The organism is Streptomyces sp. NPDC107765 (genome assembly GCF_055657085.1).
The window spans coordinates 237,781-261,878 of record NZ_JBVKBL010000008.1; the positions used below are offsets into that span (position 1 = coordinate 237,781).

Here is a 24,098-nt window from a genome sequence, read left to right on the forward strand (position 1 = left end):
CGCATCCGTACGCCGGACCGCCCCGCTCCCCTGCCCACCGACAGCATTCCTAGACATCCCGATCCCCGTGGGAAGACACACGCCGGCGCCCGCCTCCCCGGTAGCGATGGCCTCATATCCAATACGGCGGCGTCGGCACGCCCTCTCCCCCGGAGGTGGCCAGCCCCGCCCCGGCCGGACTGCGCCCCGTCAGCCAGGCCAGCAGATCAGCCGATCGGCCCAGCACGACCGGACCACCGCGACCGCTTCCGATGGTGCGGGCGAACTCCGCATCCGTCGCCTCGATCCGCACCGCCGACGGCCGCCCCGCACCGTCCCCGCCCCCGTCCCCGCCCGGGCCCGGGTCCGCATCCGCCGCCCGGCGGGCGAGGGCCGCGACGACGTCGTCCAGGATCCAGCGCGCCGTGGCCGCCGGGATGTCCGCGAAGGTGTAGCCGGCGTCCAGATCCGCGTGGTGTATCTCCAGTTCGCGCAGCCGGGTCTCCATCAGGCCGGCCGGCGTCCGCGTCTCCCCCGTACGCATCCGCACCCGCGCCTCCCAGGCCGCTTCGGGCAGCGCCCGGAGGGCCGCCGCGAACCGTTCCGTGCTCGCGGCCAGGTCTTCCGCCAGCGCGGCAACCGTGCGGTCCGCCCCGGCCTCGATCTCCGCCGCGCGGGCCGCCATGCTCGGGTACTGCGGAACCGCCGCTCCCGTACGCGCGCCCTCCAGCAGCCGGCAAAGACTGTCGGTGGCCCGCGCGAGATGGGTGAGCACATGCCCCCGGGTCCACGGCGGGATCAGCGTCGCCCCACCGACCTGTTCGTCGGTCAGCGCCGCGACGGTGCCGGCCAGCCGCGCCACGGACGCATCGAGCGCCCCCCGCAATTCCTCCCGCGTCATCCCGGAGTCCCCCGCCGCACGCCCGCCGTCGCCGCTCCCGGTCCCACTCCCACTCATGGCCATACGCCTGCCCCAGCCTCCCCACACGACATTCCGTTAAGTGGAAACAGAATGCCGCATCCCGAGAGGAAGAGAAACCAAGCCAGGCGCCAAACGATCACGATCACGCCCAGCGAACCACCGACGGCCAGCCCTTAAGCAGCTCAGCAGCCCGCCAGTTCAGCGGTCCGGCGGTCGAGCAGTCCGGCGGTTCAGCAGCCCAGCGGTTCAGCAGCCGACGCTTCACCCACCCTCCTTCGCATAGCTCTTCGCCATGCTGCCCGCGAAGTCGTACACCACGACCTGCTCGTCTCCGACCACCCAGGCGTCGTGACCGGCCGGGCAGACGAAAACGTCGCCGGGCCCCACCTCGGTCTCCGCGCCGTCGTTCATCCGGACGCGCATCCGCCCCTTGACCACGAAGCCGTTGTGGTGGACCTCGCAACTGTCCGTCCCGGCGATCGGCGCCACCGACTCCGACCAGCGCCAGCCCGGCTCGAACGTGGCCACGGCGAAGTCCAGGCCGGTCAGGTGCAGGGCCTCCAGGTGGCCCCGGGGAAAGTCCCGCCGCTCATCGGGCTTGTCGATCGGCTTGACCTCCATCATGAGGACTGCCTCCCTCCGCCCCCTGTCGTTCCCGGATTGCCCCACCCCTTCCATCGTGCGCCCGCGCTCCCCCGGACGAAATGTCGCCACACCGGTGCCGTGGCCCGCAGCCGCCCCGCCCGACGGCTAGCATCCGGAGCGATTCGCCCGGAACGCCCCACCAGAACCGCCCCGGACCGCCCCACCGGAAACCCCGGACCGACCCGTCGGGACCACCCCGGGACCATCCCGGGACCACCGGAACGGAAGCCCACATTCCGGACCCTCCGGGGGCCGCCGAGAACGGAGTCTCGCCCCGTGCCCCATCTGCGCGTAGGCGTCGCCATCCTCACCATGGGAAACCGCCCCGCCGAACTCCAGGCACTGCTGGATTCGGTCGCCAAGCAGGACCTCGCACCGGCCCACATCGTGGTGGTCGGGAGCGGAACGCCGCTGCCGCCCCTTCCGCACGGCGCCGTGGGGATCGAGCTGAGCGAGAACCTCGGCATCGCCGGCGGCAGAAACGTGGCCCTGGACGAACTGCGCAAGCTCGGGGACATCGACCTGGTGGTCGACCTCGACGACGACGGCCTGCTGATCAGCCCCGACGTCTTCCGCCGACTCGCGGAACTGCACGCCGCCGACCCGCGGTTGGGCATCGTCAGCTTCCGCATCGCCGACGAGCGGGGCCGTACGCAGCGCCGGCACGTCCCCCGCCTACGGGTCGGCGACCCCGCACGCGGCGGCCTGGTCACCACCTTCCTCGGCGGCGGGCACTCCCTCTCCCTGCGCATGCTGGACCGCATCGGCGGCTGGCCGGACGACTTCTTCTACGCGCACGAAGAGACCGACCTCGCCTGGCGCGCCCTGGACGACGGCTGGCACATCCGCTACGCACCGGAGCTCGTGCTCCAGCACCCGTACACCTCCCCCACCCGGCACGCGGTCTTCCACCGCATGGTCGCCCGCAACCGCGTCTGGCTCGCCAAACGCCACCTCCCGGCCCTCCTGGTGCCGGTCTACCTCGGCGTATGGGCCGCACTGACGGCCGCCCGCAGCCGCTCGGTGGCCGGTCTACGGGCCTGGGCCGCCGGCTTCACCGAGGGCGTCCGCACCCCCTGCGGCCCGCGCCGCCCGATGCGCTGGCGCACGGTCTGGCGCATGACCCGCCTCGGCCGCCCCCCGATCATCTGACGCCCCGACGTGGATGAGCTGGTGGCCTCCCTGTACCGACTGCAACAGGCCACCTGACGTCAGGCCCGTCCGCCACCGCCGAGCGGAACGCGATCGGCGCTGCCCGCACGCGTCGCCCAACGTCCGGCGGCCCGGCACGACGACAGGGGGCCGGCGTGCGGGCCGGCCCCCTGCGGTAGGAGGTCTTCGGGCGTCCAGCGGCTCGGATGGTCAGCCGATGATGATGACGCTGATTCCGTGGTCGTAGCCGAAGTGGTCGTAGCAGTCCCCACCCCAGCGCCAGTTGTCGTCACAGCTCCATCCGTGGGCGGAGGCGTGGGTGGGTGCGGCCGCCGGTGCGGCGGCGGGAGCCGCGCTGGCGGCGCCGGCTCCGGCGAGCACGAGGAAGGGCACTGCGCACAGTGCCGCGACTATGCGGTGGGACCTGATCTTCGCGCGCATGATCGTCCCTCTCGGGGTTGGTGCGTTGCCGATGCATCGGCATGTCGATGTGAGTTCCCCTGACCTCACCGCTGTGCGCCGGGAACGCGCGAGACCCTGACGCAGCGTAGGGAGGCGACATAGCAGGACTCGGAAACCTGCTGCGCGGACATCATTGCAACCTCAAGCAGATGTCACTTTCGAGCGTAAGCACGACTCTCAGGGAGGTCAAACATGCCCTCCCCACAGCTCCGGCCACGGTGCGGGGCCGGACGCGAGACATCCGGGCGGTGTCCGATGGGTCGCCCTCCGGCGCAGCTCCGCAAGCCGTTCTCTGCTCCAGGGGAACGACCTCGAGGTTGTCCAGGAGGCGGCTGGGGCACAGCTCGCGGCAGATCACTTCGATTCGGGTGGGACTCGAACCCACGGCCGACGGATTATGAGTCCTTTGAGGATCTTGGCAGCCCTTGTCTGTCCACGCTCGTTCGTGAGGGGGAGGGGCTCGAACCCTGCCGCATCAGCCTGTCCGGCTGTACCCCTTATTCCAGCGCGAGTTGAAGGGTTCGCGACTACTAGCTGGTAGCACTGACAAGTGTCATAACCCCGGACCGCTGGCCCTCTACTCTGTGCGGTGAGCAGCGTCGCGCAACAGGGGGCTTTGATGGCGCAAAGCGACCAAAACTCTTCTCATAACGGGGCAGGGGCTTCTCCCGACTCACCACCATCGAATGAGCGCGAAAAACATCGGCGTGCGCTCGTACTTGCCAGCATTCCTGCCGGCGCGGCCGTTATCGCGGCGATTGTCGCTGGTATTTTCGGGCTGGCAACGAGCGATGACAAAAAGGAGCCTTCGCCGCCCCCCGGACCAGTGACATCCGACCCCTCACGTCTGGTTCCTCCTGCATCGCCCCCATCGCCCGCCACGTCAGGCCAGACCACGCCGACCACTTCGCCGTCGGCGTCAGGCGCCCCGACGAAATCCCCCAAGCCCGATCCGCCCGCTGCGAAACGGTGGGAGGGTAAGGCTGATCTGCCACTGGAGCGAGACGGCGTGTCGGATCTTGGGTTGGACGTGGATAAGCCTGATCCCTCACTGGTAAGCGTCGGGGCCGATCTCAATACGGGCTGGTCCGTCTCCGAGGCGATCGTTGTCAACAGCGGTCGGGTGGTCGAAGTCGCAGGGACTGCGGATACCGTGCACAGGGACACCTGCGTTGCGCAGCTGCCGACGTCGGCTCGGGAGGAAGAATGGGTCGACGTATGGCGAGGAAATCAACCCATCGGCACATTTTGCTTCGCTTCAACCGAAGGGGCGATCGGCGTATTTTCCGTTGATTCCGTGGGTCCGCATCCGGCTAATCCCCTGTACGTCAGGATTAAGGTGGTGATGTGGAAGTGACGCTGGAATTCAACGCTGAGCCCCCATGACCCTGCCTCGCGACAAGAGCAGGACCACAACCGGTGGTCACGTGCAGGTGTCCTCCGCGGTGGCCGACTGCGGAGCGGATGCAGGCGCGGCATCGACGTCGCTGTCGAAGATCACCAGCGCCACCACGATGCGCCGCGTCAACGGCCACCCTCAGGTCGTTCCTGAGCCGACTCGTAGAGCGGTTGGGGCCCAGCTCCCGCCAGATCGCCTCCGACACGTACACAAGCGTCCTGCCGCAGCTGACGCCCTGTCCGCCGAGGCGGAATCGACGCATGCGGTCGTGCCGCTGCCCCAGAGGCAGTCTCCGCGACGAGGCCGGACGAGGCCAGGTGACGCTGTCCAGGGGCGGGGCGCGGCCGAGGAGGGCGATCGCGGCGATGGCTCGGACGAGGGTCTGCGGCCAGCCACGTGGCCGGCGTCCCGCATGTGTCCTGACGATCGTGAGATCTTGATCGAGGCGCGTCACCACGGTCCTACCGTCCACGCCTCTGACCAGCTACACGCTGGCCAGTGCGCTTCTCCAGACCTTGCCGTGTGGTGGGGCGGGTGGGACTCGAACCCACGGCCGACGGATTATGAGTCCGCTGCTCTAACCGGCTGAGCTACCGCCCCCTCACGGCGCGTCGCGCACATTTGTGCGCGCCGTCTGCCGCAGCATAGCCGCTCATACGATCTGCTGCCCGTGAGGGCTGCCGTTCCGCGACCATGCACGCCCAAGAAGACCTCGATCACCGGGGGTTCGGTTCCACGGCGCACGAAAAAGGGCCCCTTCCGGGACCCTTCCTCGCTCTGCTCCCCCGACTGGACTCGAACCAGTAACCCTCCGGTTAACAGCCGAATGCTCTGCCAATTGAGCTACAGGGGATTGAGCTCCCCCGACTGGACTCGAACCAGTAACCTGCCGGTTAACAGCCGGCTGCTCTGCCAATTGAGCTACAGGGGATTGCTCTGTGTGCCTCGAATGCGTCGCTGTCCGGGCCTCCGGACGGCGGGCGCTCGCTGCGACACATACATTAGCGCAAGCAGGGGGGTGCTCCGCCAATCGGTATCGCCTCAGGTCACCTCGGGTGATCTCCGGCCCCGGAGGGTAGGCGCGCGGCACAGCCCGGCATCCCGGTGCGTACCGACACCGGACGGGACCGAACACAGGGAAAGGTGGAGCGATGCGCTACCGGCTCACTTTCATTGCGGGACTGGCCACGGGCTACGTGCTCGGTGCACGGGCCGGCCGGGAACGGTACGAGCAGCTTCGCAAGGCCGCCCAGCGGGTCACGCAGAATCCGGCCGTCCGTAACAGCGCCGAGTCGGTGGCGCTGACCGGACGGGACGCGGCGGCCAAGGCGTTCGGGAAGGTCTCGGCCAAGGTCGAGGACCGGCTTCCGGCGTCCGTGAGCGACCGGGTCCGTTCCCTGCGGGAGCAGCGTTCCGCCGACGAGGACGAGTGGGGAACCAGTAACACCTGAAGGGGCGGGCCCGACGGGCATCCGGGGCGGCCGGCGGGCGGCGGTCGCCGGGGGCAAACCCTGACTCTTTCCCTATGCGGCCCATGGGGCATCATCTGGGTCCATGGGGATAGTCGCCGGATTGGACAGTTCGTCCGAGAGCACACGGATCGTCGTCTGTGACGCGGACACGGGCGCCGTCATCAGGCAGGGGTATGCCCCGCACCCGGTCGAGAAGGGACCGGAAGCCGACCCGCAGGCATGGCTGATGTCACTCGGGGAGGCCGCGGGAAACGGGCTGCTGGAGGGCGTACAGGCCATCGGGGTCACGGCGCAGCAGCACGGACTGCTGCCGCTGGACGCCGAGGGCAACCTCGTCCGGCCGGCGCTGGTCGGCAACGACAAGCGGGCCCAGAGCGCCGCGGCGGACCTGCTGGACTCGCTGGGCGGCCGCACCGCCTGGGCGCAGGCCGTCGGGGCGGTGCCGCAGGCCGCGCACCCGGTGACCAAGCTGCGGTGGCTGGCGCGTACCGAGCCGGAGCACGCGGCCCGGGTGGCGGAGGCCATGCAGCCGCACGACTGGCTGGTCTGGCAGCTGCTGGGGCGGCCGGCGCGGCGGACCACGGACCGGGGCGCGGCCTCGGGCACGGGGTACTGGTCGGCGGCGACCGCCTCGTACCGGCCGGATCTGGTCGAGCTGGCGCTGGGCCATCAGGTGCGGCTGCCGGAGGTGCTGGGTCCGTCCGGGACTGCCGGATTCACCCCGGAGGGGCTGCTGATCTCGGCCGGTACGGGCGAGACCATGGCCGCCGCCTTTGGGCTGGGCGTCGGCGAGGGGGACGCCGTGATGTCGCTGGGCGCCTCGGGATCGGTGTTCGGGATCCATCACGAGGCGCTGGTCGACCCGAGCGGCACGATCACCTCGTTCGCCGACGCCACCGGGCGGCATCTGCCGGTGGTGCACACCAGCAACGCGGTGCGGGTCCTGCGGGGTGCCGCGGAGATGCTGGGGACGGACCTCCAGGGCCTGTCCGACCTGGCGCTGAAGTCGTCGCCCGGTGCGTACGGCATGGTGCTGCTGCCCTATCTGGAGGGCGAGCGGACGCCTCATCTGCCGCACACCGCCGGGTCGTTGCACGGGATGCGGCGCGAGTCGATGAAGCCGGAGCATCTGGCGCGGGCCGCCGTCGAGGGCATGCTCTGCGGGCTCGCCGACGCGCTGGACGTCCTGCGCGGGCGGGGCGTGGCGGTGCGCCGGGTGTTCCTGCTGGGCGCGGCGGCGGAGCTGGCGGCGGTGCAGACGGTCGCGCCGGCGTTGTTCGGGGTGCAGGTCGTGGTGCCGCAGCCGGCCGAGTACGCGGCGCTGGGCGCGGCGCGGCAGGCGGCCTGGGCGTGGGGGGTGGCGCACGGCACGCTCGCGCCGGCCGCCGGGGCACCGGCCGCGCCGGGCAGCGGGTCCGCCTGGGTCGATCCGCCGCAGTGGCCGGCCGCCGCGAGCCAGGTCTTCGAACCGGGCGACGAACTCCCGGTCGGCCAGGCCGTGCGACAGCAGTACGCGGCGGTGCGGGACGAGGTCCATCCGGGGGCGTTCCAGCGGGAGGGGTGAGGGGCGCGCGGGGCCGTGCACGGTCCGTCCATGGCTCCGTCCACGGCCCGGGCCGGCGGGCGGCCGGGTAGGGGGCGGCTCAGTCCAGGTAGCCGCGGAGCTGGTCGGCGAAGGCGTGGTCGCGGAGTTTGTTGAGGGTCTTGGACTCGATCTGCCGTATCCGTTCGCGGGTGACGCCGAAGATCCGGCCGATCTCCTCCAGCGTGCGGGGGCGGCCGTCGGCCAGGCCGTAGCGGAGCTGGACGACCTTGCGTTCGCGTTCGCCGAGGGTGGACAGCACCGCGTCGAGGTGCTCGCGGAGCAGCAGGAACGCCGCGGACTCGACGGGTGAGGCGGCGTCGCCGTCCTCGATGAGGTCGCCGAGCGCCACGTCCTCCTCCTCGCCGACCGGGGCGTGCAGCGAGACCGGTTCCTGGGCCAGCCGGAGCACCTCGCTGACGCGTTCCTGGGTCAGGTCGAGGTGGGTGGCGACCTCCTCGGGGGTCGGCTCGTAGCCGCGTTCCTGGAGCATCCGGCGCTGGACCCGCACCACGCGGTTGATCAGCTCGACGACGTGGACCGGGACGCGGATGGTTCTGGCCTGGTCGGCGAGGGCGCGGGACATGGCCTGGCGGATCCACCAGGTCGCGTAGGTGGAGAACTTGTAGCCGCGGGCGTAGTCGAACTTCTCGACGGCGCGGATCAGACCGAGGTTGCCCTCCTGGACGAGGTCGAGCATGGTCAGGCCGCGGCCGACGTAGCGCTTGGCGACGGAGACCACGAGGCGGAGGTTGGCCTCGATGAGCCGGCGTTTGGCCATCCGACCGAGGACCACCAACCGGTCGAGGTCGTAGGCGAGTTGGGAGGACAGGTCGGGGGTGCTGGTGAGCTTCTCCTCGGCGAACAGGCCGGCCTCGACGCGGCGGGCGAGTTCGACCTCCTCGGCGGCGGTGAGCAGCGGGATCCGGCCGATCTCGCGGAGGTACTGGCGGAAGAGGTCGGAGGACGGGCTGCTGCTGGTGTCGGCACGGGGCACCGGTCCGGGCTCGGGCGGGGGCTCGGACTCGGGCTCGGGCTGTGCCTCCGGTTCCCGGTCGGCTTCGGCCTCTGCCTCTGCCTCTGCCTCCGGGTCGGCTTCCGCTTCCGCCTTCGCTTCCGCTTCCAGCAGCGGCCCGGCGACCGGCTCCGCGGCCGGTGGCGGGACGGGTGGCGGGAGCGTGGGGGCGGCGGCCGGCGCGTCGGCGAGGGTCTGGGTCTGCACGGGGGCGACCTCCAGGGTGATCGCTGCGGTGGCGGCAGAAAGGCCGGGGACGGTTGCGGCCGAGCCGCCGTCCGTCCCGTACGTCAAGAGCGGTTCCGCGGGGGTTTCCGGGGGCGTACGACCGGACCCGCCGCGCTCCGAGGACTCAGGCACCGCTCCTCAGTGTGGAGTACGACACACTCCCGCCACGAGGGGCGTGCGACCACTTTTTGAGTCCGGTCCGTGACCGGACGGCTACCACGGGGTGTTACGGGGTGGCGGCCAGGAGGAGCCGGGGGCGGGGTGGCGGGGGCGTGTGGGGACGCGGTGGGGGATGCGGCGGCGGGGGCCGTTGGGAATGCGCGATGGGGTCTGCCGGACCCTAGGGGGCGTTCGAACGCATCCCCTAGGGGTCGCGAGGGCCCCCTGCGGGGCCACAACATGGCGGGGTGGTGGGGTATTCCGGCTCCGGCTCCGGCGTCCCAGAGGGGTTTCCCGGTGTAGTCGCGTCCTACAGCGCCGCGTAGCCGCGTTCGCGGAGGGATTGGCCGTATTGCTGGAGGACCCAGAGTTCGTTCTGGACGGCGGCCAGGTGCTCGGGGTCGGCGCGGGGGCCGAGGCGCTGGAGGGTGCCGCGGATTTCGGTGACGCGCTGGTTGACCGCGGCGAGGCGGACCGTGACCAACTGGACGCCGGCGTAGGCCTCGTCGGGGTCGCGGCGGGTGTGCAGGGGCTCGACGGCGAGTTCGGTGATCATGGCGCGGACGGTGTCGTCGGGGGCGGCCTCGCGTACCCGGGCGATGTAGCCGTTGTCGGCGGCGCCGGCCGTGGCGCCGCCGGCCTCCTCGATGCACTGGCGGACCACGGCGTAGGGCGGCGCGGTGAACTCGTCGGCTCCGTAGGCGTCGAAGGCCGGGGAGACCAGGTCGGGGCGCTGCAGGGCGAGCTTGAGGAGTTCGCGTTCGACGCGGTGGGCGGGGCTGCGGAGGTTGAGGGCGGGACCGCGCGGAACGGCCGGGTGGGGCGCCTCGGCGGCGGCCGGGGCCGCGCCGGGGCGGGGGCGGCGGCCCTGGTCGGGGCCGGTGCCGTCGCGGCCGCGTTCGCGGGCCCAGCGGGCGAGCTGGGCGACCCGCTTGACCACGAACTGGGTGTCCAGGATGCCGAGCATGCCGGCGAGCTGGACGGCGGATTCGTGCTGGATGGAGCTGTTCTTGATGTTCGCCACGATGGGCGCGGCCTCGTCGAGCGCGGCGGCCCGGCCGACGGCGGTGTCGAGGTTGTGCCGGGAGACGACGTGCCGCAGGGCGAACTCGAAGAGCGGGGTGCGGGACTCGACGAGGTCGGCGACGGCGTCATCGCCCTTGTGGAGGCGCAGGTCGCAGGGGTCCATGCCGCCGGGGGTGATGGCGATGGAGGTTTGCGCGGCGAACTTCTGGTCGTCCTCGAAGGCGCGCAGGGCGGCCTTCTGGCCCGCGGCGTCGCCGTCGAAGGTGAAGACGACCTCGGAGCCGGAGTTGTCCATCAGCAGCCGGCGGAGGATCTTGATGTGGCCCTCGCCGAAGGACGTGCCGCAGGTGGCGATGGCGGTGGTGACGCCGGCCAGGTGGCAGGCCATGACGTCGGTGTAGCCCTCGACGACCACGGCGCGATTGCCCTTGGCGATCTCCTTCTTGGCGAGGTCGATGCCGTAGAGGACCTGGGACTTGCGGTAGAGGGGGGTCTCGGGGGTGTTGAGGTACTTGGGGCCGTTGTCGTCGTCGCGGAGCTTGCGGGCGCCGAAGCCGACGACCTCACCGGCGATGTCGCGGATCGGCCACATCAGGCGGCCGCGGAAGCGGTCGATGGGCTTTCCGCTGCGGCTGTCCTGGGAGAGGCCGGAGACGATCAGCTCCTTGTCGCTGAAGCCGCGGCCGCGCAGGAAGCGGGTGAGGTGGTCCCAGCCGGCCGGGCTGTAGCCGACGCCGAAGTGCTGGGCGGCGGCCTGGTCGAAGCCGCGCTCGGCGAGGAAGCGGCGGCCGATCTCGGCTTCGGGGCTGTCGAGCTGTTCGGCGTAGAACTGGGCGGCGGCCTTGTGGGCCTCCACCAGGCGGGTGCGCTCGCCCTGCTGGCGGCCGGGGGTGTAGCCGCCCTCTTCGTAGCGCAGGGTGATGCCGGCCTGGGAGGCGAGGCGCTCGATGGTCTCGGCGAAGGAGAGGTGGTCGATCTTCATGATGAAGTCGACGGTGTCGCCGCCCTCCTGGCAGCCGAAGCAGTGGTAGAGGCCCTTGGCGGGGCTGACGTGGAAGGACGGGGACTTCTCGTCGTGGAAGGGGCAGAGGCCCTTGAGGTTGCCACCGCCGGCGTTGCGGAGCTGGAGGTACTCGGACACGACGGCGTCGATCGGGACCGCGTCCCGTACCGCCTTCACATCGTCATCGTTGATCCTGCCTGCCACGCGTGAATTCTACGGCCGGGGTCGGACAGTCCCGGCCGCCCGAGCGTCGGGACCGGCCGGCCGGGCGCGGGGCGGCGGACATCGGGCCAGGTCACCGCGGCGGGGGCCGGATTCCTTGCGCACCGCGGTCGGGCCGTCACCCGCCCGCGCCCGCCATCACCGCCAGGAACCGGTCCAGGCCGATGTTGCCGCCGGAGATGATCACGCCGGTGCGGGGCGGGAGCGGTCCGGCCTTGCCGCTGAGGAGGGCAGCCAGGGCACTGGCGCCGCTGGGCTCGGTGACGATCTTGAGTCGTTCGAAGGCGAACGTCATGGCGGCGCGGATCTCGTCGTCGGTCACCAGGACCACCGAGTCGAGGAGGCGCTGGTTGATCGCGAAGGTCAGGGCGCCGGGGGTGTCGACGGCCTGGCCGTCGGCGATGGTGCGCGGGACGGGGATGGTGACGGGGTGGCCGGCGGCCAGGGAGCGGCGGGTGTCGTCGCCGGCCTCCGGCTCCACGCCGATCATGCGGATGCCGGGGGCGAGGGCGGTGGCGGCGGTGGCCGAGCCGGCCATCAAGCCGCCGCCTCCGACGGGCACCAGGAGCGCGTCGAGCGGGCCGGTCTCCTCCAGCAGTTCCAGGGCGGCGGTGCCCTGGCCGGCGATGATGTGCGGGTGATCGTACGGCGGGATCAGGGCCAGCCCGCGGTCCTCGGCGAGCTGCCGGGCGAGGGCGGCCCGGTCGCCGGTGTAGCGGTCGTAGCGGACGATCTCGGCGCCGTAGCCGGCGGTGGCGTCCGTCTTGGAGCGCGGGGAGTCCTCGGGCATCACGATGACGGCGTGGCTGCCGAGTTCGCGGGCGGCGAGGGCGACGGCCTGGGCGTGGTTGCCGGAGGAGTACGCGACCACTCCCCGGGCGAGCTGGTCGGGGGCGAGCCGGGAGAGGGCGTGGTAGGCGCCGCGGAACTTGAAGGCGCCGATGCGCTGGAAGTTCTCGCACTTGAGGTGGGCCTCGGTGCCGGCCAGCGCGTCGAGGGTGCGGGAGCGCAGGACGGGCGTGCGGTGGGCCACGCCCGCCAGCCGCCGGGCGGCGTCCCGGACGTCGTCGAGGGTGACGGTGTCCGGGGCGCCGGGGCCGGCGGGATCGACGGGGCGGGGGTGGCCGCTGGGGCCGGTGGGGCTCTGCGTCATATGCGCACGCTACGGGAGCAGCGAGGCGAGCGGAACATCCGGATCGGCCAGCGCGGCGGGCTCCAACGGGGCACCGCTGCGGATGAGTTGCTGGATCGTGTCGGCGACGTCCCAGACGTTGACGTTCATGCCGGCCAGCAGTCGGCCGTCGGTGGCGAGCCAGAAGGCGACGAACTCCCGCTTGGCGACGTCGCCGCGGCAGACGACCTCGGCGTACGAGCCGGGCGGGGCGTAGCCGGAGTACTCCATTCCGACGTCGTACTGGTCGGAGAAGAAGTATGGGACGCGGTCGTAGCTGATGTCCTGGCCGAGCATGGCGCGGGCGGCGGCCGGGCCGCCGTTGAGGGCATTGGCCCAGTGCTCGATCCGGATGCGGGTGTCGAGCAGGGGGTGGTCGGCGGCGGCGACGTCACCGGCGGCGTGGACGTACGGGTCGGAGGTGCGCAGCGCCGCGTCGACGGCGATGCCGCCGCCGGTGTGGGGGTCGGCGAGGTCGAGGCCGGCCTGTTCGGCGAGGGCGGTGCGCGGGGCGGCGCCGATCGCGGCGAGCACGTCGTGGGCGGGGTGTTCCTCGCCGTCGTCGGTGCGGACCGCGACGACCATGCCGTCCTGGCCGACGATTTCGGTGAGGCGGGCGCCGAAGTGGAAGCGGACGCCGTGTTCGCGGTGCAGGTCGGTGAAGAGGGCGCCGAGTTCGGGGCCGAGGATGCCGTGCAGGGCGGTGGGGGCGGGTTCGACGACGGTGACCTCGGCGCCGTAGGAGCGGGCCGCGGCGGCGACCTCCAGGCCGATCCAGCCGGCGCCCGCGATGACCAGCCGGCCGTTGTCGCGGCCGAGGGAGGCCAGCACGCCGCGGAGCCGTTCGGCGTGGGCGAGGCGGCGCAGGTGGTGCACGCCGGCCAGCCCGGTGCCGGGGATGTCCAGGCGGCGCGGTTCGGCGCCGGTGGCGAGCAGCAGCTTGTCGTAGGCGATGAGGGTGCCGTCCCCGAGGCGGACGGTCCGGCCGGCCGGGTCCAGGTGGACGGCGGGCTGGCCCAGGTGGAGCTCGATGTGGGCCTGGGCGTACCAGGCGGGTTCGTGGATGAAGACGCTGTCGCGCTCCTCCTTGCCGAGCAGGTAGCCCTTGGAGAGCGGCGGGCGCTCGTACGGGTGGTCGCGCTCGTCACAGATGAGGATCACCCGGCCGGTGAAGCCCTCGGAACGGAGCGTTTCCGCGGCCTTCGCCCCGGCCAGGCCACCCCCGACGATGACGAACGTCTGGTGTGCGTCGACCACTTGCTTCCTCCTCGTTGCGGTGCCGTACGTCCGCGTCCGCGTCCGTAAACGCCCCCGATGTGCCCCCGGTGTGGTTTTTCCGGTGTGCCTTCCCCCGTGTGCTGACCGGGTGTGCTGTCCCGATGCGCTGTCCCGGTGTGCTGTCCCCGTAGGTGTGGGCGGTGGTGCTTTCCCTCGTAGATGTGTGCGGTGTTGGCGGGGTTCTCTCTGGTCGCCGTTCGATAACGGTCGGGTTCGAGCGTCCCGCACGGAGCGTGAGGGGGGAAGAGGGGCATCCCCCCTAGGGTCACCCTGGGTTGCCCGGCGCGTTACCGGGCCGTCGGGTGAGACGGGCGTGCAGGGAGCGGGCCGTCGTGTCCGTCAAGGCCGCGATCTGGTCGATGACGGCCCGCATCCGTGCGGTGTCGTCGGGGGCCGTCTCGAACAGCGAACGGAACTGTGGGTCAAGGCCGTCGGGGGCCCGGGCGAGCAGGGCCTCGGCCAGTTCGGCGATGACGATGCGCTGGTCGGCGCGGAGGGCCTCCTGGTCCGGGCGCTGCATCACGTACCGGTCGGCGACCGCTTTCAAAACGGCGCATTCCAGCCGCGTTTCGGCCGGAACCACCAGCTCCGCGGTGTACCGGGTCAGCCGACCGCTCCCCCACCGGGCCCGCGTCGCGCCCTCCGCGGCGAGGCAGAAGCGGCCGATCAGCTGGCTGGTGGCGTCCTTGAGGCGGGCCTGGGCGAGCGCGCTGCCGTCGTAGCCGTGCGGCCACCACTCCTGCTCCAGCAGGCGGTCCAGGGCCGCGGCCAGTTCCTCGGGGCCGGCGCCCGGGGCGTAGCGCTCGGCGGCGACCGCGAAGATCTCGGCGCGCTCGGCGTCGGCGAGCAGGAGGTTGGGGTCGAGGTGGCCGGCGTGCAGCCCGTCCTCGACGTCGTGCACCGAATACGCCACGTCGTCGGACCAGTCCATGACCTGCGCCTCGAAGCTGCGTGCCGCGTCGGGCGCGTCCTGCCGGAACCAGGCGAAGACCGGCCGGTCGTCCTCGTAGACCCCGAACTTCGGGGAGTCCGGGTCGGTGGGGTGCGCGCCGCGCGGCCAGGGGTACTTGGTGGCGGCGTCGAGGGCGGCGCGGGTGAGGTTGAGGCCGACGCTGACCGCCGTGCCGTCCGGTGCGGGCACGAACCGCTTGGGCTCCAGACGGGCCAGCAGCCGCAGCGACTGGGCGTTGCCCTCGAAGCCGCCGCAAGGGGCGGCGACTTCGTTGAGGGCCTGTTCCCCGTTGTGCCCGAAGGGCGGGTGGCCGAGGTCGTGCGCCAGACAGGCGGTCTCGACCAGATCGGGGTCGCAGCCGAGGGCGGCGCCCAGTTCCCGGCCGACCTGGGCGCACTCCAGGGAGTGGGTCAGCCGGGTGCGCGGGCTGGCGTCCCAGGCGTGGGTGAGCGTGCCGGGGGTGACGACCTGGGTCTTGCCGGCCAGTCTGCGCAGCGCCGCGGAGTGCAGCACCCGGGCGCGGTCGCGCTGGAAGGCGGTGCGGCCCGGGCGTTTGTCGGGCTCGGGGACCCAGCGTTCGGTATCGGCCGCGGTGTAGCCGGTGATGGTCGGTCGTGTGCCCGTCATACAGCGACGGTAGCCGCCCTGATGCTTTCGGGACCGGATCCGGTGCGGGTCAGGAGCGCCTGGTCGTAGCGGTGCAGTACGAGGCGGGCCAGCGCGGGGTGGTCCCCCAGGGGCGCGGCGGCGACGCCGGGGGCGGCGGCCGCGCACTGGGTGGCGAAGCGGCCGGGGGCGGTGAAGCAGCCGGCCAGCGCGATCCGCTCGTGGCCGGCGGCGGTCAGCGTCCGGACGGCTTCGGCGACGGTCGGGGCGGCGGCGGACGCGTAGGCGGGGACGACCGGGAGGCCGTCGAGGCGGGCGGAGAGGAGGCGGGCGGTGTGCTCGGTGTCCCGGGCGGAGCGGGCGGCCCGGGAGCCCGCGGCGGCCAGGACCACGGCGGTGCTCCCGAGCCCGGCGGCGGCGCCGGCCTCCAGCAGCCGGCCGTGCAGCGCCTCGGCGAGGAGCGGGTGCGGGCCGAGCGGTGCGGCGATCCGGCCGGTCAGATGGGGTGCGGCCGCGAGTGCGGCGGGCAGGTCGTGGGTGACGTGATAGCCGTGGCCGAAAAGCAGCGGGACGAGGACGGCGTCGCCACGGAGGTCCGCGAGGGTGTCGGCGAGCAGCGGGTGGTTGAGCTCGATGTGCCCGAGCCGTACGGGGAGGCCGGGGCGGAGCGCGCGGACGCGGTCGAGGAGCGCACGGACGGCCGGCAGGGCGCGCGGGTCCCGGCTGCCGTGCGCGACGGCGACGAGGGTGGGGGCGGCCGGGCCCGGGGGGCGGAAGCCGTGCAGCCGGACCGTGCGGAGCCCTCTGCTGAGCTGGGCGGTGATCTCGGCGGCGAGCTCCCCCGCGCCGATCGGCGCGGAGGAGGCGGAGGCGGAGGGCTGCGGTATCGGCACCGTCATGATCCGAGCCTGGCAGCCGGGCGTTGCGCTGCCGTTTCTTCGCGGGGAACTCCGTGTTCCGGGTGCCTGCCGCCGGCGCTACCTGCCGTGTGCGACGGCGTCACGCCCGCGGGCATCGGCGTTACGCCCCGTGCGCGCCGTCCTCCGCGCCGTGCCCGCCGCTCGCCGCGTGGCCCTGCCGGGCGGCGGCCTCGTGGGCGTCGATCTCCTTCAGGTAGCGCTCACGCGTCGGCCCGTCCAGGAAGGACGCGCGGAAGGAGTTGCGGGCGAGGGTGCGCAGCGTCGCCTCGTCGAGGCCGAGGGCGTCGCGTACGGCGGTGAAGTTGTCGTCCGCGTAGCCGCCGAAGTACGCCGGGTCATCGGAGTTGACGGTCACCAGCAGTCCGGCGTCCAGCATCGCGGGCAGCGGGTGGTCCGCGAGGTCGTCGACCACCCGCAGGCGGAGGTTGGACAGCGGGCAGACCGTGAGCGGCACCTGGTCCGCCACCAGGCGCGCGACCAGCCGCTCGTCCTCCATGGAGCGCACCCCGTGGTCGATCCGGTCCACACCGAGGACGTCCAGGGCCTCCCAGACGTACGCCGGCGGGCCCTCCTCGCCCGCGTGCGCCACGCACTTGAGCCCGGCCTCCTTGGCCAGCGCGAAGACCTCCCGGAACTTCACCGGCGGATGCCCGACCTCGGCCGAGTCCAGCCCGACGGCGGTGAGCCGGTGCAGGTGCGGCCGGGCCGCCTCGAAGGTGGCCAGGGCCGACTCGGCGCTCTCGTCGCGGAGGAAGCACATGATCAGCCGGGTGCTGATGCCGTACGTCTCCTCGGCGGCGTCCAGCGCCCGGGCCAGACCGTCGATCACCGTGCCGATCGCGACGCCGCGCGCGGTGTGCGCCTGCGGATCGAAGAAGATCTCGGCGTGCCGTACGCCCTGCTCCTTGGCGCGGGCCAGATAGGCGTGCGCGAGGTCGGCGAAGTCGTCCTGGGTGCGCAGCACGGCCATCAGCGCGTAGTACAGGTCCAGGAAGGACTGCAGGTCCTCGAAGGAGTAGGCGCGGCGCAGCTCGTCCTCGGTGGCGTAGGGCAGCCGCACGCCGTTGCGCCGGGCGAGCGCGAAGGCCAGTCCGGGCTCCAGCGTGCCCTCGATGTGCAGGTGCAGTTCCGCCTTGGGCAGCGGCCCGGCGGCCGGCCGGTCGGTGGAGGGGTTCGGGGAGGAAGCCACGCTGGTCAGACCTGTTCTGCGGTAGGTGAAGGGCCCTCGGTACTACAGGAGGGATCTTCCAGGTTAGTCGCCGGAGTGCCGGGGGCCACCGGGTGGTGGGGAGCCCCGGAACCGACCGGGCGGGGGACGCGCTCGGCGGGGGCGGCCAGCCAGTCGCCGCCTTCGATGGGGGTGCCGGTCGCGCGCAGGCGGGCGGCGAGCGGCTCGGCGGCCAGATAGACCCAGGCCCGCACGGTCCGGCCGTCCGGGCGGACCGCGTCGGTGACCACCCGCTCGTAGAGGTTCCGCGGGTCGCCGGGCGCGTAGTCCTCCAGGCGGTCCAGCACCGTCCGCACCGCGTCGTAATCGGCGGCCCGGGGGTGGACGAGCGCGCCGTGCACCACCGCTTCCGGCGGCCCGGGTATCGCGTACGGGTAGCCGGGGCCGTCGTAGAGCAGCGCGCCGGCGATCCGGGCCGGTTCCTCGTGGGCGGTCCGGCCGCGGAGCGCCCAGGCGTGGTTGGCCTGGCCGGGGAGCAGCGTTCCGTAGACGAAGAAGGGCAGGCGCTCGGGCTCGGGCTCGGTGGTCATGGGGCGCGGTCCTCCCGGTGGTGGGGTCCTCGCTGGGGCCGTTCGGCGTCGGGCCTGCGGCTGCGGGCGGTGCGTCGTCGGCCACGATGCCAGGTGGCCCTGCAACCATCATCGGCCGGTGGGCGTCGGTGCCTGCAGACACGATCGCGATCAGACGCGATCGCACGCAATCGGTCGTGAGCAGAAGCGATCACTTGCGGAGGGGAACGGGGACGGGGGCGGCATGCGAGAGCCGGTGGCAGGGCTGGTGCGGCGCATACGGGGCGGGGTGTCCCGGCTGCGGCTGCCGCGGACCCGGCGCGGGCAACGCCGCACCTATCAGGCCCTGGTGGCCGCAACGGTGCTCGCGCTGGCCCCGGCGACCTGGCTGAACGCCACCGCGGGCCCCCGGGTGCGGACCGTCGCCGACGCCCCCGCCGCACCGGTCGCCATCGTCTTCGGCGCGGGCCTGTGGGACGGCAAACCGTCCCCGTACCTCGCCCACCGGCTGGACGCGGCCGCCGCGCTCTACCGGCGGGGCACCGTCCGGGCCCTCCTGGTCACCGGCGACAACAGCCGCCACGACTACGACGAACCGGACGCCATGCGCGGCTATCTGCTGCACCACGGCGTCCCGGCCCGGAAGATCGTCAGCGATTACGCGGGCTTCGACACCTGGGACTCCTGCAGCCGGGCCCGCCGGATCTTCGGCGTGGACCGGGCGGTGCTGGTCAGCCAGGGCTTCCACATCCGGCGCGCGCTCGCGCTCTGCACGGCGGCCGGGATCGACTCCTACGGGGTCGGGGTCGCCGCCAAGCGCGATGTGACCTGGGCGTACGGCGGTGTGCGGGAGATCTTCGCGGCCGGGAAGGCGGCGGCGGACGCGCTGCTGCGGCCCGATCCGCAGTTCCTCGGCCCGCGCGAGAAGGGCGTGACGGAGGCGCTGCGCTGAGGCCGCGGAGGCGCTACGCCACGGCCGGCGCGCGCCTCCGCCTCTGACCCCTGTCCCGGTCTGGTCTCACTCCCGGTCCCGGTCTCAGGCGCGGTCTCAGTCCCGGTCCCGGTCTCAGTCCCGGTGCCGGTCTCAGGCGCGGTCTCAGTCCCGGTCCCGGTCTCAGTCCCGGTGCCGGTCTCAATCCGGGTCTCAGGCGCGGTCTCAGTCCGGTCTCAGTCCCGGTCTCCGGCCTTGGCCGCGCGGGCGTACAGGCTGAGGATCTTCGCCCCGAAGTAGGGGCTGTAGGAGACCCGGTCGCTGTTCGGGCCCTTGGGGCCGCCGCCATTGAGACCGCCGATCAGCCCGATGATCCGGCCGGTCCCGGTCCGCTCGTCGAAGCCGGCGAGCCAGGGGCTGCCCGAGGTGCCGCCGTAGAAGCCCCCGCATTCCATGCGGAGTTGGTCGGTGCCGGTGAGCCGGGAGGTCCGGGTGGCGCAGCGCACCGCCCGGTCCTCCGGGTCGTTGCGGACATTGGGGTAGCCGATGACGGTGACGTCGTTGGTGTAACCGGGCGTCGGCGCGAGGACGTTGCCGCCGGTGACGTCCTCCAGGGCGCGGCCGTCCGCGTCGGGCTCGACGGTGGCGAAGGCGAAGTCGAGGTCGGCCCCGTCGCCGGTCGTACCGCGGTCCGGGTAGGCGAAGGACTCGTCGATCGCCCACACCCCGTGCGGCTGGGTCTGCGCGCCGGAACGATATTGCGGGACGAATGCGGCACGGTCGCCCGGGTTGCAGTGCCCCGCGGTGAGGATCAGGTTGCGGTGCGGGCTGTGCACGACGCTGGCGGTGCAGTGGTGGGCCCGGGCGTCACCGTCCACCGAGAACAGCACACCGACGGTCGGGACGCCGTCGAAGTGCCGGGCGGTGGCGGGGAGTCGGGCGGCGGCAGCGGATGGTTGGGCGGCCGAGGCGGACTTGGTCGCGACCGGGGTGGCGTGCGCGGCCGGTGCGGCGGCGGCCATCCGCTCGGGCGTCCAGTAGGCGGCGGCGTCCCGGCTGGTCCAGGGCGCGTCGGGGGCCCGGGTCGGCAGGTCACCGGCGGCGGCACTGCCCCGGGTGCTCTCTGCCGCGTGCACGGCCGGTGCCGCGGCCAGGCAGAACGCCATGCCGAGGGCCGTCGTCACGGCCTTGCCGCCGCGGGTCAGCAGGGGGGTGCGCAGCGGGCCCGGGGTCCGCCGCCTCGCGTGTCGCGCCACGTCAGCTCGTCTCCTCTGCGACCCAGGACAGATAGCCGGCCCCGCCGTGGGTGATCGGGGTGGCGATGATCTCGGGGGTGTCGTAGTCGTGCGCCTGGAGGAGGTACCGCTCCAGCTCCGGGTAGCGCACCTGCGACGTCTTGAACAAGACCTGCCATTCCCGCGCGGTCTCCACCGCGTCCTTCCAGCGGTAGACCGAGGTCACCGGGGCGCCGACCTGGGCACAGGCGGCGAGCCGGCCCTCGATCGCACCGCGGGCCAGGCGCTCGGCCGCCTCCTCGCTGTCCGTGGTGGTCATGACGGTCAGGAACTCGGTGGATACGGGCGGTTCACCCCGGCGAGAGGCCGGGTCACCAGGCCGGGAGGTGGGGTCACCAGGCCGGGAGGTGGGGTCTCCAGGTCGGGAGGTCGGGTCGGTGGGATCGGCCACGGTGGCATCCTTCATGGTGGGGGACATGGCGGGGGCACGTGGTGGGCACCCGGTGGGGGGACAAACGGACGCTCCCCGCATCGTACGGACCGGGATGATCATCCCTCAGCTGACGGGCCGCCCCCCGCAGGGGCACGCACCCGGACGCACGGGGCCGAATTCCCCGGTTGCATCCGCTGGTACAGCGGCAACGATGGAAGGGAGCCAGCCGCCGGCACGCATCGAAAGGCCAGCACCATGGACGACCTCGACGCACTCACCCGCCAGCAGCTCGACGACGCCAGGGCCTCCGCGCACGGACGCAGCGCCCATCTCTTCCTCCACGACGGTCCGCTGCGGCAGACCGTGATCGCGCTGATCGCCGGGGCTTCGCTGGACGAGCACCAGGCGCCACCGGCGGCGAGCCTTCAGGTCCTCAAGGGACGGGTCCGGCTGACCGGGCCGGGCAACGGCACCGAGCTGAAAGCGGGTCAGATCGCCGTGCTCCAGGAGCGGCACGGCGTGGAGGCCGTCGAGGACTCGGCAGTGCTGCTGACGTCCGTCACGGAGTTCAAGGGCGAGGACGTCCGCGGTGCGGAGACGGCGGGGGCGGCGCGGGGGTAGGGCCCGCGACAGGTGCCCGCCACACGTCCACGACCTTCACGTACTTCTGAATCTTATGTAGCTTGAGGAGCATGACGAGTTCCAGGCCCGGTGACGGCCCCGCCGGAGAGGACCCCGCCCGCGGCGGGCCGGGCATCAAGGTGCGGCTGACCGGCGAGAAGGAGACCCTGCTCCCCACGCTCTACGCCCGCGCCGTCGACTGCCTCTCCCCCGACCCGATCCTCGGCGACACCATGGCCCTGGACACCGTCCGCCGGATCGACTACGACTTCCGCGCGATGCGGCTGAGCCCCGGCGACGCCGTCACCGTGGCCCTGCGCGCACGCCAGTTGGACCGCTGGACGGCGGAGTTCCTGGACCGGCACGACGACGCGGTGGTGGTGCATCTGGGCTGCGGCCTCGACACCCGCGTCCACCGGCTGGACCCGGGCCCCGGAGTGCGCTGGTTCGACGTCGACCACCCCGAGGTCATCGACCTGCGCCGCCAGCTGTACCCGGAGCCGGCGGCCGACTACACGGCCGTCCCGTCGTCCGTGACCGACCCGGCGTGGATCGCCCAGGTGCCCGCGGACCGGCCGCTGATGATCGTCGCCGAGGGGCTGCTGATGTACCTCACCGAGGCGGACGCCACCGCGCTGCTGCGGCGGCTGATCGTCCACGCGCCGCACGGCGCCGCGGCCTTCGACGCCTTCAGCGGCCTCGCCATCCGTACCCAGCGGTTCAGCCGCGTGCTCAGGAAGACCGGGGCCCGGGTGCGCTGGGGCACCGACCGCGCGGGGATCGCCGCGCTGAGCCCGCGCCTGCGGATCGTCGAGGACGTCAGCGCACTGGACCTCCCGGGGATCGAGCAACTGCCGCCCGCCTCCCGGCTGGCCGCCAGGGCCGCGGCCAAGGTGCCGGCGGTACGGAACACCTGGCGGCTGTACCACTGCCGGTTCTGAGCCCGCTGTCGCGCCACGGCCGGCTCCGGGGCCCCCGTCCGCCACTGTCGTTTCCGGGCCCCCGTCGCCGCTCGCATCGCGTCGCTCAGACCGCGATCCACTGGTCGTACGCCAGCTTGCACAGCAGGGCGACGACCACGACCACCAGCACCCCGCGGACGAACCCGGCCCCGCGCTTGAGCGTCATCCGGGCACCCACCAGGCCGCCCACGAGGTTGAACAGCGCCAGCAGCGCGCCGAGTTGCCACAGCACGGTGCCCTGGACGGCGAACATGGTCAGCGCGCCGACGTTGGTGCAGACGTTCACGACCTTGGCCGTGGCCGACGAGGTCACCAGGTCCATGTGCAGCACCGCGGCGAGCGCGATGACCAGGAACGCGCCGGTCCCCGGCCCGATCAGGCCGTCGTAGAAGCCGATGCCCAGACCGGCGACGAGGACCGCGGCGAGCACCCGCCGCCGGGAGACCGGTCCGGACGGCGCCGGTGCGGTCCCGAAGGCCGGGCGGAAGAGGACAAAAGCGAGCACGCCCAGCAGGACCGCCATGATCAGCGGGCGCAGCACCTCGCTGTTGATCCCGGCCGCGAAGAACGCCCCGCCCAGCGAGCCGGCCACCGCCGCCAGCCCGATCCGCAGCGCGGTCCGCAGATCGATCGGCGCCTTGCGCACGTAGGTGACCGCGGCGGCCGTCGTGCCCACGATGGCGGTGGACTTGTTGGTGCCGAGGACGTACGCGGCGGGCGTGTGCGGAAGGCCGACCAGCAGGGCCGGGAGCAGCAACAGTCCGCCCCCGCCCACCACGGCGTCGATCCAGCCCGCCGCGAGCGCGGCCAGGCAGAGCAGGGTCAGGGCGAAGAGCGATATGTCAGCGGGCACCGGTTGATCTTAAGAAGCGGCTTGCGGGCCGGGCCCGGAATTACGGCCGCTGTGACGAACGCCGCCGGGACGGGGGCATGCGTCTGCGGAAGGGACGTACGTCCGCGGGAGGGACGTACGTCCGCGGGAGGGACGTGCGTCCGCGGGAGGGACGTACGTCCGCGGGAGGGACGTGCGTCCGCGGGAGGGGCGTACGTCCGCCGGATCAGAGGCAGCCGTCCAGGGTCGAGGTGCGGCCGTAGGGCAACTCGCGCCCGTCGATCACGACACCGACCCCCGGCGGCAGTACGGGCGGGACCAGCGCCGGCAGAGCAAGGCCGTCCCGGTCGACGCTCACCTGGATGCGCTCGGGAGACTCCGTCGCGATCTCGTACATGTCCTGGGGCAGGTCCTCCCAGATCGCGTACTCCTCCATGCCGTCGTACCGCCCACCGGGCTCCGGTACACCGCCGCTGGTCCGCATGTCCGCCCCGGACCGCATCGCCGTCAGCCCGGGGACCTTCACCGTCACGAACGGGCCCAGCTCCCTTTCCGCCAGCAGCTCCCCGCGCTGGTACACCCTGATAACGAACGCATCGCCGGCCGCCCACGAACCCGTGCGCACGTAGTACGCGACCGAGGCGTCGAACTCTTCGAGGTCGCTGCACACCTCAAGGTGCTCCCAACCACCGCCGCCCTGCCAGAGCGAGCCCTCGAACACGTAGAAGCTGTACACGGCGTCCCCCGAAGTGCCTCGGTGTGTCTCGGTGTGAATCGGTGTGTCTGCGTGTGCGTGGGGGCGGTGCTCGCGCCACTGCTGCCGAGGGCGCACTCACCCATGGCGCTTGAGGTCCTCCAAACCGGGCGCGACCAGCAAGGGTTCGAACTCGACGACGCTGTGCGAGGCAACGCCGTTGAGCACGTAGGGATCGGTCGCGAGGATCTGGTCGAGGTCCTCGACGGGCATCTTGGCGGTCAGGTAGATGCCACCCACCAAAGGGACTTGGCGCCCGACTGCCAGCAGCAGCCGCCGCGAAATGAGGTCCTTCAGCCAGTCGCCGTGGGCCGGTCTCCACGGGTCCACTTCCGCCAGGGGCGCCGTATAGGTCACTGTGACAACGAACATGGCGGGACCGTAACCGAGTCCCCAGTAC

21 protein-coding genes, 3 tRNA genes and 2 pseudogenes are annotated in these 24,098 nt (G+C 72.4%); 7 read left to right on the forward strand and 19 right to left on the reverse strand.

All coding sequences use genetic code 11. The features are described from left to right. Positions 1 to 112: 112 nt before the first annotated feature. Together ACZ7MX_RS21370 and ACZ7MX_RS21375 are read right to left on the reverse strand one after the other, a co-directional pair. The gene (locus ACZ7MX_RS21370) at positions 113 to 880 is read right to left on the reverse strand and encodes a maleylpyruvate isomerase family mycothiol-dependent enzyme (RefSeq protein WP_472134290.1); all 768 of its coding nucleotides are present in this window, start codon (positions 878 to 880) and stop codon (positions 113 to 115) included. 282 nt (positions 881 to 1,162) lie between these two features. Beyond that, positions 1,163 to 1,525, reverse strand: coding sequence for a cupin domain-containing protein (locus tag ACZ7MX_RS21375; protein WP_472134292.1), 363 nt, complete (start codon positions 1,523 to 1,525; stop codon positions 1,163 to 1,165). 297 nt (positions 1,526 to 1,822) lie between these two features. Between ACZ7MX_RS21375 and ACZ7MX_RS21380 the strand changes: the two genes are divergently transcribed. Beyond that, on the forward strand, positions 1,823 to 2,698 hold the full coding sequence (locus ACZ7MX_RS21380) for a glycosyltransferase family 2 protein (protein WP_472134294.1): 876 nt from the start codon (positions 1,823 to 1,825) through the stop codon (positions 2,696 to 2,698). A gap of 210 nt (positions 2,699 to 2,908) precedes the next feature. Here ACZ7MX_RS21380 and ACZ7MX_RS21385 read toward each other — a convergent pair whose 3' ends face one another. Beyond that, the gene (locus tag ACZ7MX_RS21385; protein WP_472134296.1) at positions 2,909 to 3,139 is read right to left on the reverse strand and encodes a hypothetical protein; all 231 of its coding nucleotides are present in this window, start codon (positions 3,137 to 3,139) and stop codon (positions 2,909 to 2,911) included. A gap of 610 nt (positions 3,140 to 3,749) precedes the next feature. Here ACZ7MX_RS21385 and ACZ7MX_RS21390 point away from each other — a divergent pair. Next, positions 3,750 to 4,517 carry a hypothetical protein gene (locus ACZ7MX_RS21390; RefSeq protein ID WP_472134297.1) on the forward strand — a complete coding sequence of 256 codons (768 nt, stop codon included), beginning with the start codon at positions 3,750 to 3,752 and terminating at the stop codon, positions 4,515 to 4,517. Positions 4,518 to 5,082: 565 nt separating this feature from the next. On the opposite strand, the gene ACZ7MX_RS21395 is transcribed toward ACZ7MX_RS21390, so the two are convergent. From ACZ7MX_RS21395 to ACZ7MX_RS21405, 3 genes are all read right to left on the reverse strand, one after another. Next, positions 5,083 to 5,159, reverse strand: a tRNA-Ile gene (locus ACZ7MX_RS21395). A 180-nt stretch (positions 5,160 to 5,339) separates the two neighbouring features. Then, a tRNA-Asn gene (locus ACZ7MX_RS21400) sits at positions 5,340 to 5,412 on the reverse strand. 5 nt (positions 5,413 to 5,417) lie between these two features. Beyond that, a tRNA-Asn gene (locus tag ACZ7MX_RS21405) sits at positions 5,418 to 5,490 on the reverse strand. Positions 5,491 to 5,710: 220 nt separating this feature from the next. Between ACZ7MX_RS21405 and ACZ7MX_RS21410 the strand changes: the two genes are divergently transcribed. Further along, positions 5,711 to 6,010, forward strand: a complete 300-nt coding sequence (locus tag ACZ7MX_RS21410) for a hypothetical protein (protein WP_030416956.1) — start codon at positions 5,711 to 5,713, stop codon at positions 6,008 to 6,010. A 103-nt stretch (positions 6,011 to 6,113) separates the two neighbouring features. Continuing rightward, positions 6,114 to 7,595, forward strand: a complete 1,482-nt coding sequence (locus ACZ7MX_RS21415) for an FGGY family carbohydrate kinase (protein ID WP_472134299.1) — start codon at positions 6,114 to 6,116, stop codon at positions 7,593 to 7,595. Between the two features lie 79 nt (positions 7,596 to 7,674). On the opposite strand, the gene ACZ7MX_RS21420 is transcribed toward ACZ7MX_RS21415, so the two are convergent. From ACZ7MX_RS21420 to ACZ7MX_RS21455, 8 genes and pseudogenes are all read right to left on the reverse strand, one after another. Beyond that, entirely contained in the window at positions 7,675 to 8,988 is a 1,314-nt protein-coding gene (locus ACZ7MX_RS21420; RefSeq protein WP_472134301.1) for an RNA polymerase sigma factor, read from the reverse strand. 337 nt (positions 8,989 to 9,325) lie between these two features. Then, positions 9,326 to 11,248, reverse strand: a complete 1,923-nt coding sequence (gene dnaG / locus ACZ7MX_RS21425; protein ID WP_472134303.1) for a DNA primase — start codon at positions 11,246 to 11,248, stop codon at positions 9,326 to 9,328. Positions 11,249 to 11,384: 136 nt separating this feature from the next. Next, positions 11,385 to 12,419, reverse strand: coding sequence for a pyridoxal-phosphate dependent enzyme (locus ACZ7MX_RS21430; protein WP_472134305.1), 1,035 nt, complete (start codon positions 12,417 to 12,419; stop codon positions 11,385 to 11,387). Between the two features lie 9 nt (positions 12,420 to 12,428). Continuing rightward, positions 12,429 to 13,694 carry an NAD(P)/FAD-dependent oxidoreductase gene (locus tag ACZ7MX_RS21435; RefSeq protein ID WP_472134307.1) on the reverse strand — a complete coding sequence of 422 codons (1,266 nt, stop codon included), beginning with the start codon at positions 13,692 to 13,694 and terminating at the stop codon, positions 12,429 to 12,431. Between the two features lie 286 nt (positions 13,695 to 13,980). After that, positions 13,981 to 15,294, reverse strand: a complete 1,314-nt coding sequence (locus ACZ7MX_RS21440) for a deoxyguanosinetriphosphate triphosphohydrolase (protein ID WP_472134308.1) — start codon at positions 15,292 to 15,294, stop codon at positions 13,981 to 13,983. Then, positions 15,291 to 16,172, reverse strand: a complete 882-nt coding sequence (locus ACZ7MX_RS21445) for a sirohydrochlorin chelatase (RefSeq protein WP_472134310.1) — start codon at positions 16,170 to 16,172, stop codon at positions 15,291 to 15,293. The genes ACZ7MX_RS21440 and ACZ7MX_RS21445 overlap by 4 nt, the downstream gene beginning before the upstream one ends. Positions 16,173 to 16,365: 193 nt before the next feature. Further along, positions 16,366 to 17,391 (reverse strand): annotated as a pseudogene (locus tag ACZ7MX_RS21450) (adenosine deaminase); the annotation flags it as partial. 125 nt (positions 17,392 to 17,516) lie between these two features. Further along, a pseudogene (locus ACZ7MX_RS21455) lies at positions 17,517 to 17,951 on the reverse strand (gamma-glutamylcyclotransferase family protein); the annotation flags it as partial. Positions 17,952 to 18,174: 223 nt separating this feature from the next. Between ACZ7MX_RS21455 and ACZ7MX_RS21460 the strand changes: the two are divergent. Continuing rightward, entirely contained in the window at positions 18,175 to 18,882 is a 708-nt protein-coding gene (locus ACZ7MX_RS21460; protein WP_472134311.1) for a SanA/YdcF family protein, read from the forward strand. A 215-nt stretch (positions 18,883 to 19,097) separates the two neighbouring features. Here the strand turns inward: ACZ7MX_RS21460 and ACZ7MX_RS21465 are convergent, their stop codons facing one another. Continuing rightward, positions 19,098 to 20,117, reverse strand: coding sequence for a trypsin-like serine peptidase (locus ACZ7MX_RS21465; RefSeq protein ID WP_472134313.1), 1,020 nt, complete (start codon positions 20,115 to 20,117; stop codon positions 19,098 to 19,100). Between the two features lies 1 nt (position 20,118). Further along, positions 20,119 to 20,415 carry a divalent-cation tolerance protein CutA gene (cutA, locus tag ACZ7MX_RS21470; RefSeq protein ID WP_472134315.1) on the reverse strand — a complete coding sequence of 99 codons (297 nt, stop codon included), beginning with the start codon at positions 20,413 to 20,415 and terminating at the stop codon, positions 20,119 to 20,121. A 369-nt stretch (positions 20,416 to 20,784) separates the two neighbouring features. Between cutA and ACZ7MX_RS21475 the strand changes: the two genes are divergently transcribed. Both ACZ7MX_RS21475 and ACZ7MX_RS21480 read left to right on the forward strand, forming a co-directional pair. Further along, a complete protein-coding gene (locus ACZ7MX_RS21475; protein WP_472134317.1) occupies positions 20,785 to 21,150 on the forward strand; it encodes a cupin domain-containing protein in 366 nt (121 codons plus the stop codon). Between the two features lie 71 nt (positions 21,151 to 21,221). Next, on the forward strand, positions 21,222 to 22,091 hold the full coding sequence (locus ACZ7MX_RS21480) for a class I SAM-dependent methyltransferase (protein ID WP_472134319.1): 870 nt from the start codon (positions 21,222 to 21,224) through the stop codon (positions 22,089 to 22,091). Positions 22,092 to 22,176: 85 nt separating this feature from the next. Here ACZ7MX_RS21480 and ACZ7MX_RS21485 read toward each other — a convergent pair whose 3' ends face one another. From ACZ7MX_RS21485 to ACZ7MX_RS21495, 3 genes are all read right to left on the reverse strand, one after another. Continuing rightward, the gene (locus ACZ7MX_RS21485; RefSeq protein ID WP_472134321.1) at positions 22,177 to 22,965 is read right to left on the reverse strand and encodes a sulfite exporter TauE/SafE family protein; all 789 of its coding nucleotides are present in this window, start codon (positions 22,963 to 22,965) and stop codon (positions 22,177 to 22,179) included. Positions 22,966 to 23,170: 205 nt separating this feature from the next. Then, the gene (locus ACZ7MX_RS21490) at positions 23,171 to 23,680 is read right to left on the reverse strand and encodes a hypothetical protein (RefSeq protein WP_472134323.1); all 510 of its coding nucleotides are present in this window, start codon (positions 23,678 to 23,680) and stop codon (positions 23,171 to 23,173) included. A gap of 96 nt (positions 23,681 to 23,776) precedes the next feature. Then, positions 23,777 to 24,070, reverse strand: a complete 294-nt coding sequence (locus tag ACZ7MX_RS21495; protein ID WP_472134325.1) for a YciI family protein — start codon at positions 24,068 to 24,070, stop codon at positions 23,777 to 23,779. Positions 24,071 to 24,098: the final 28 nt, after the last annotated feature.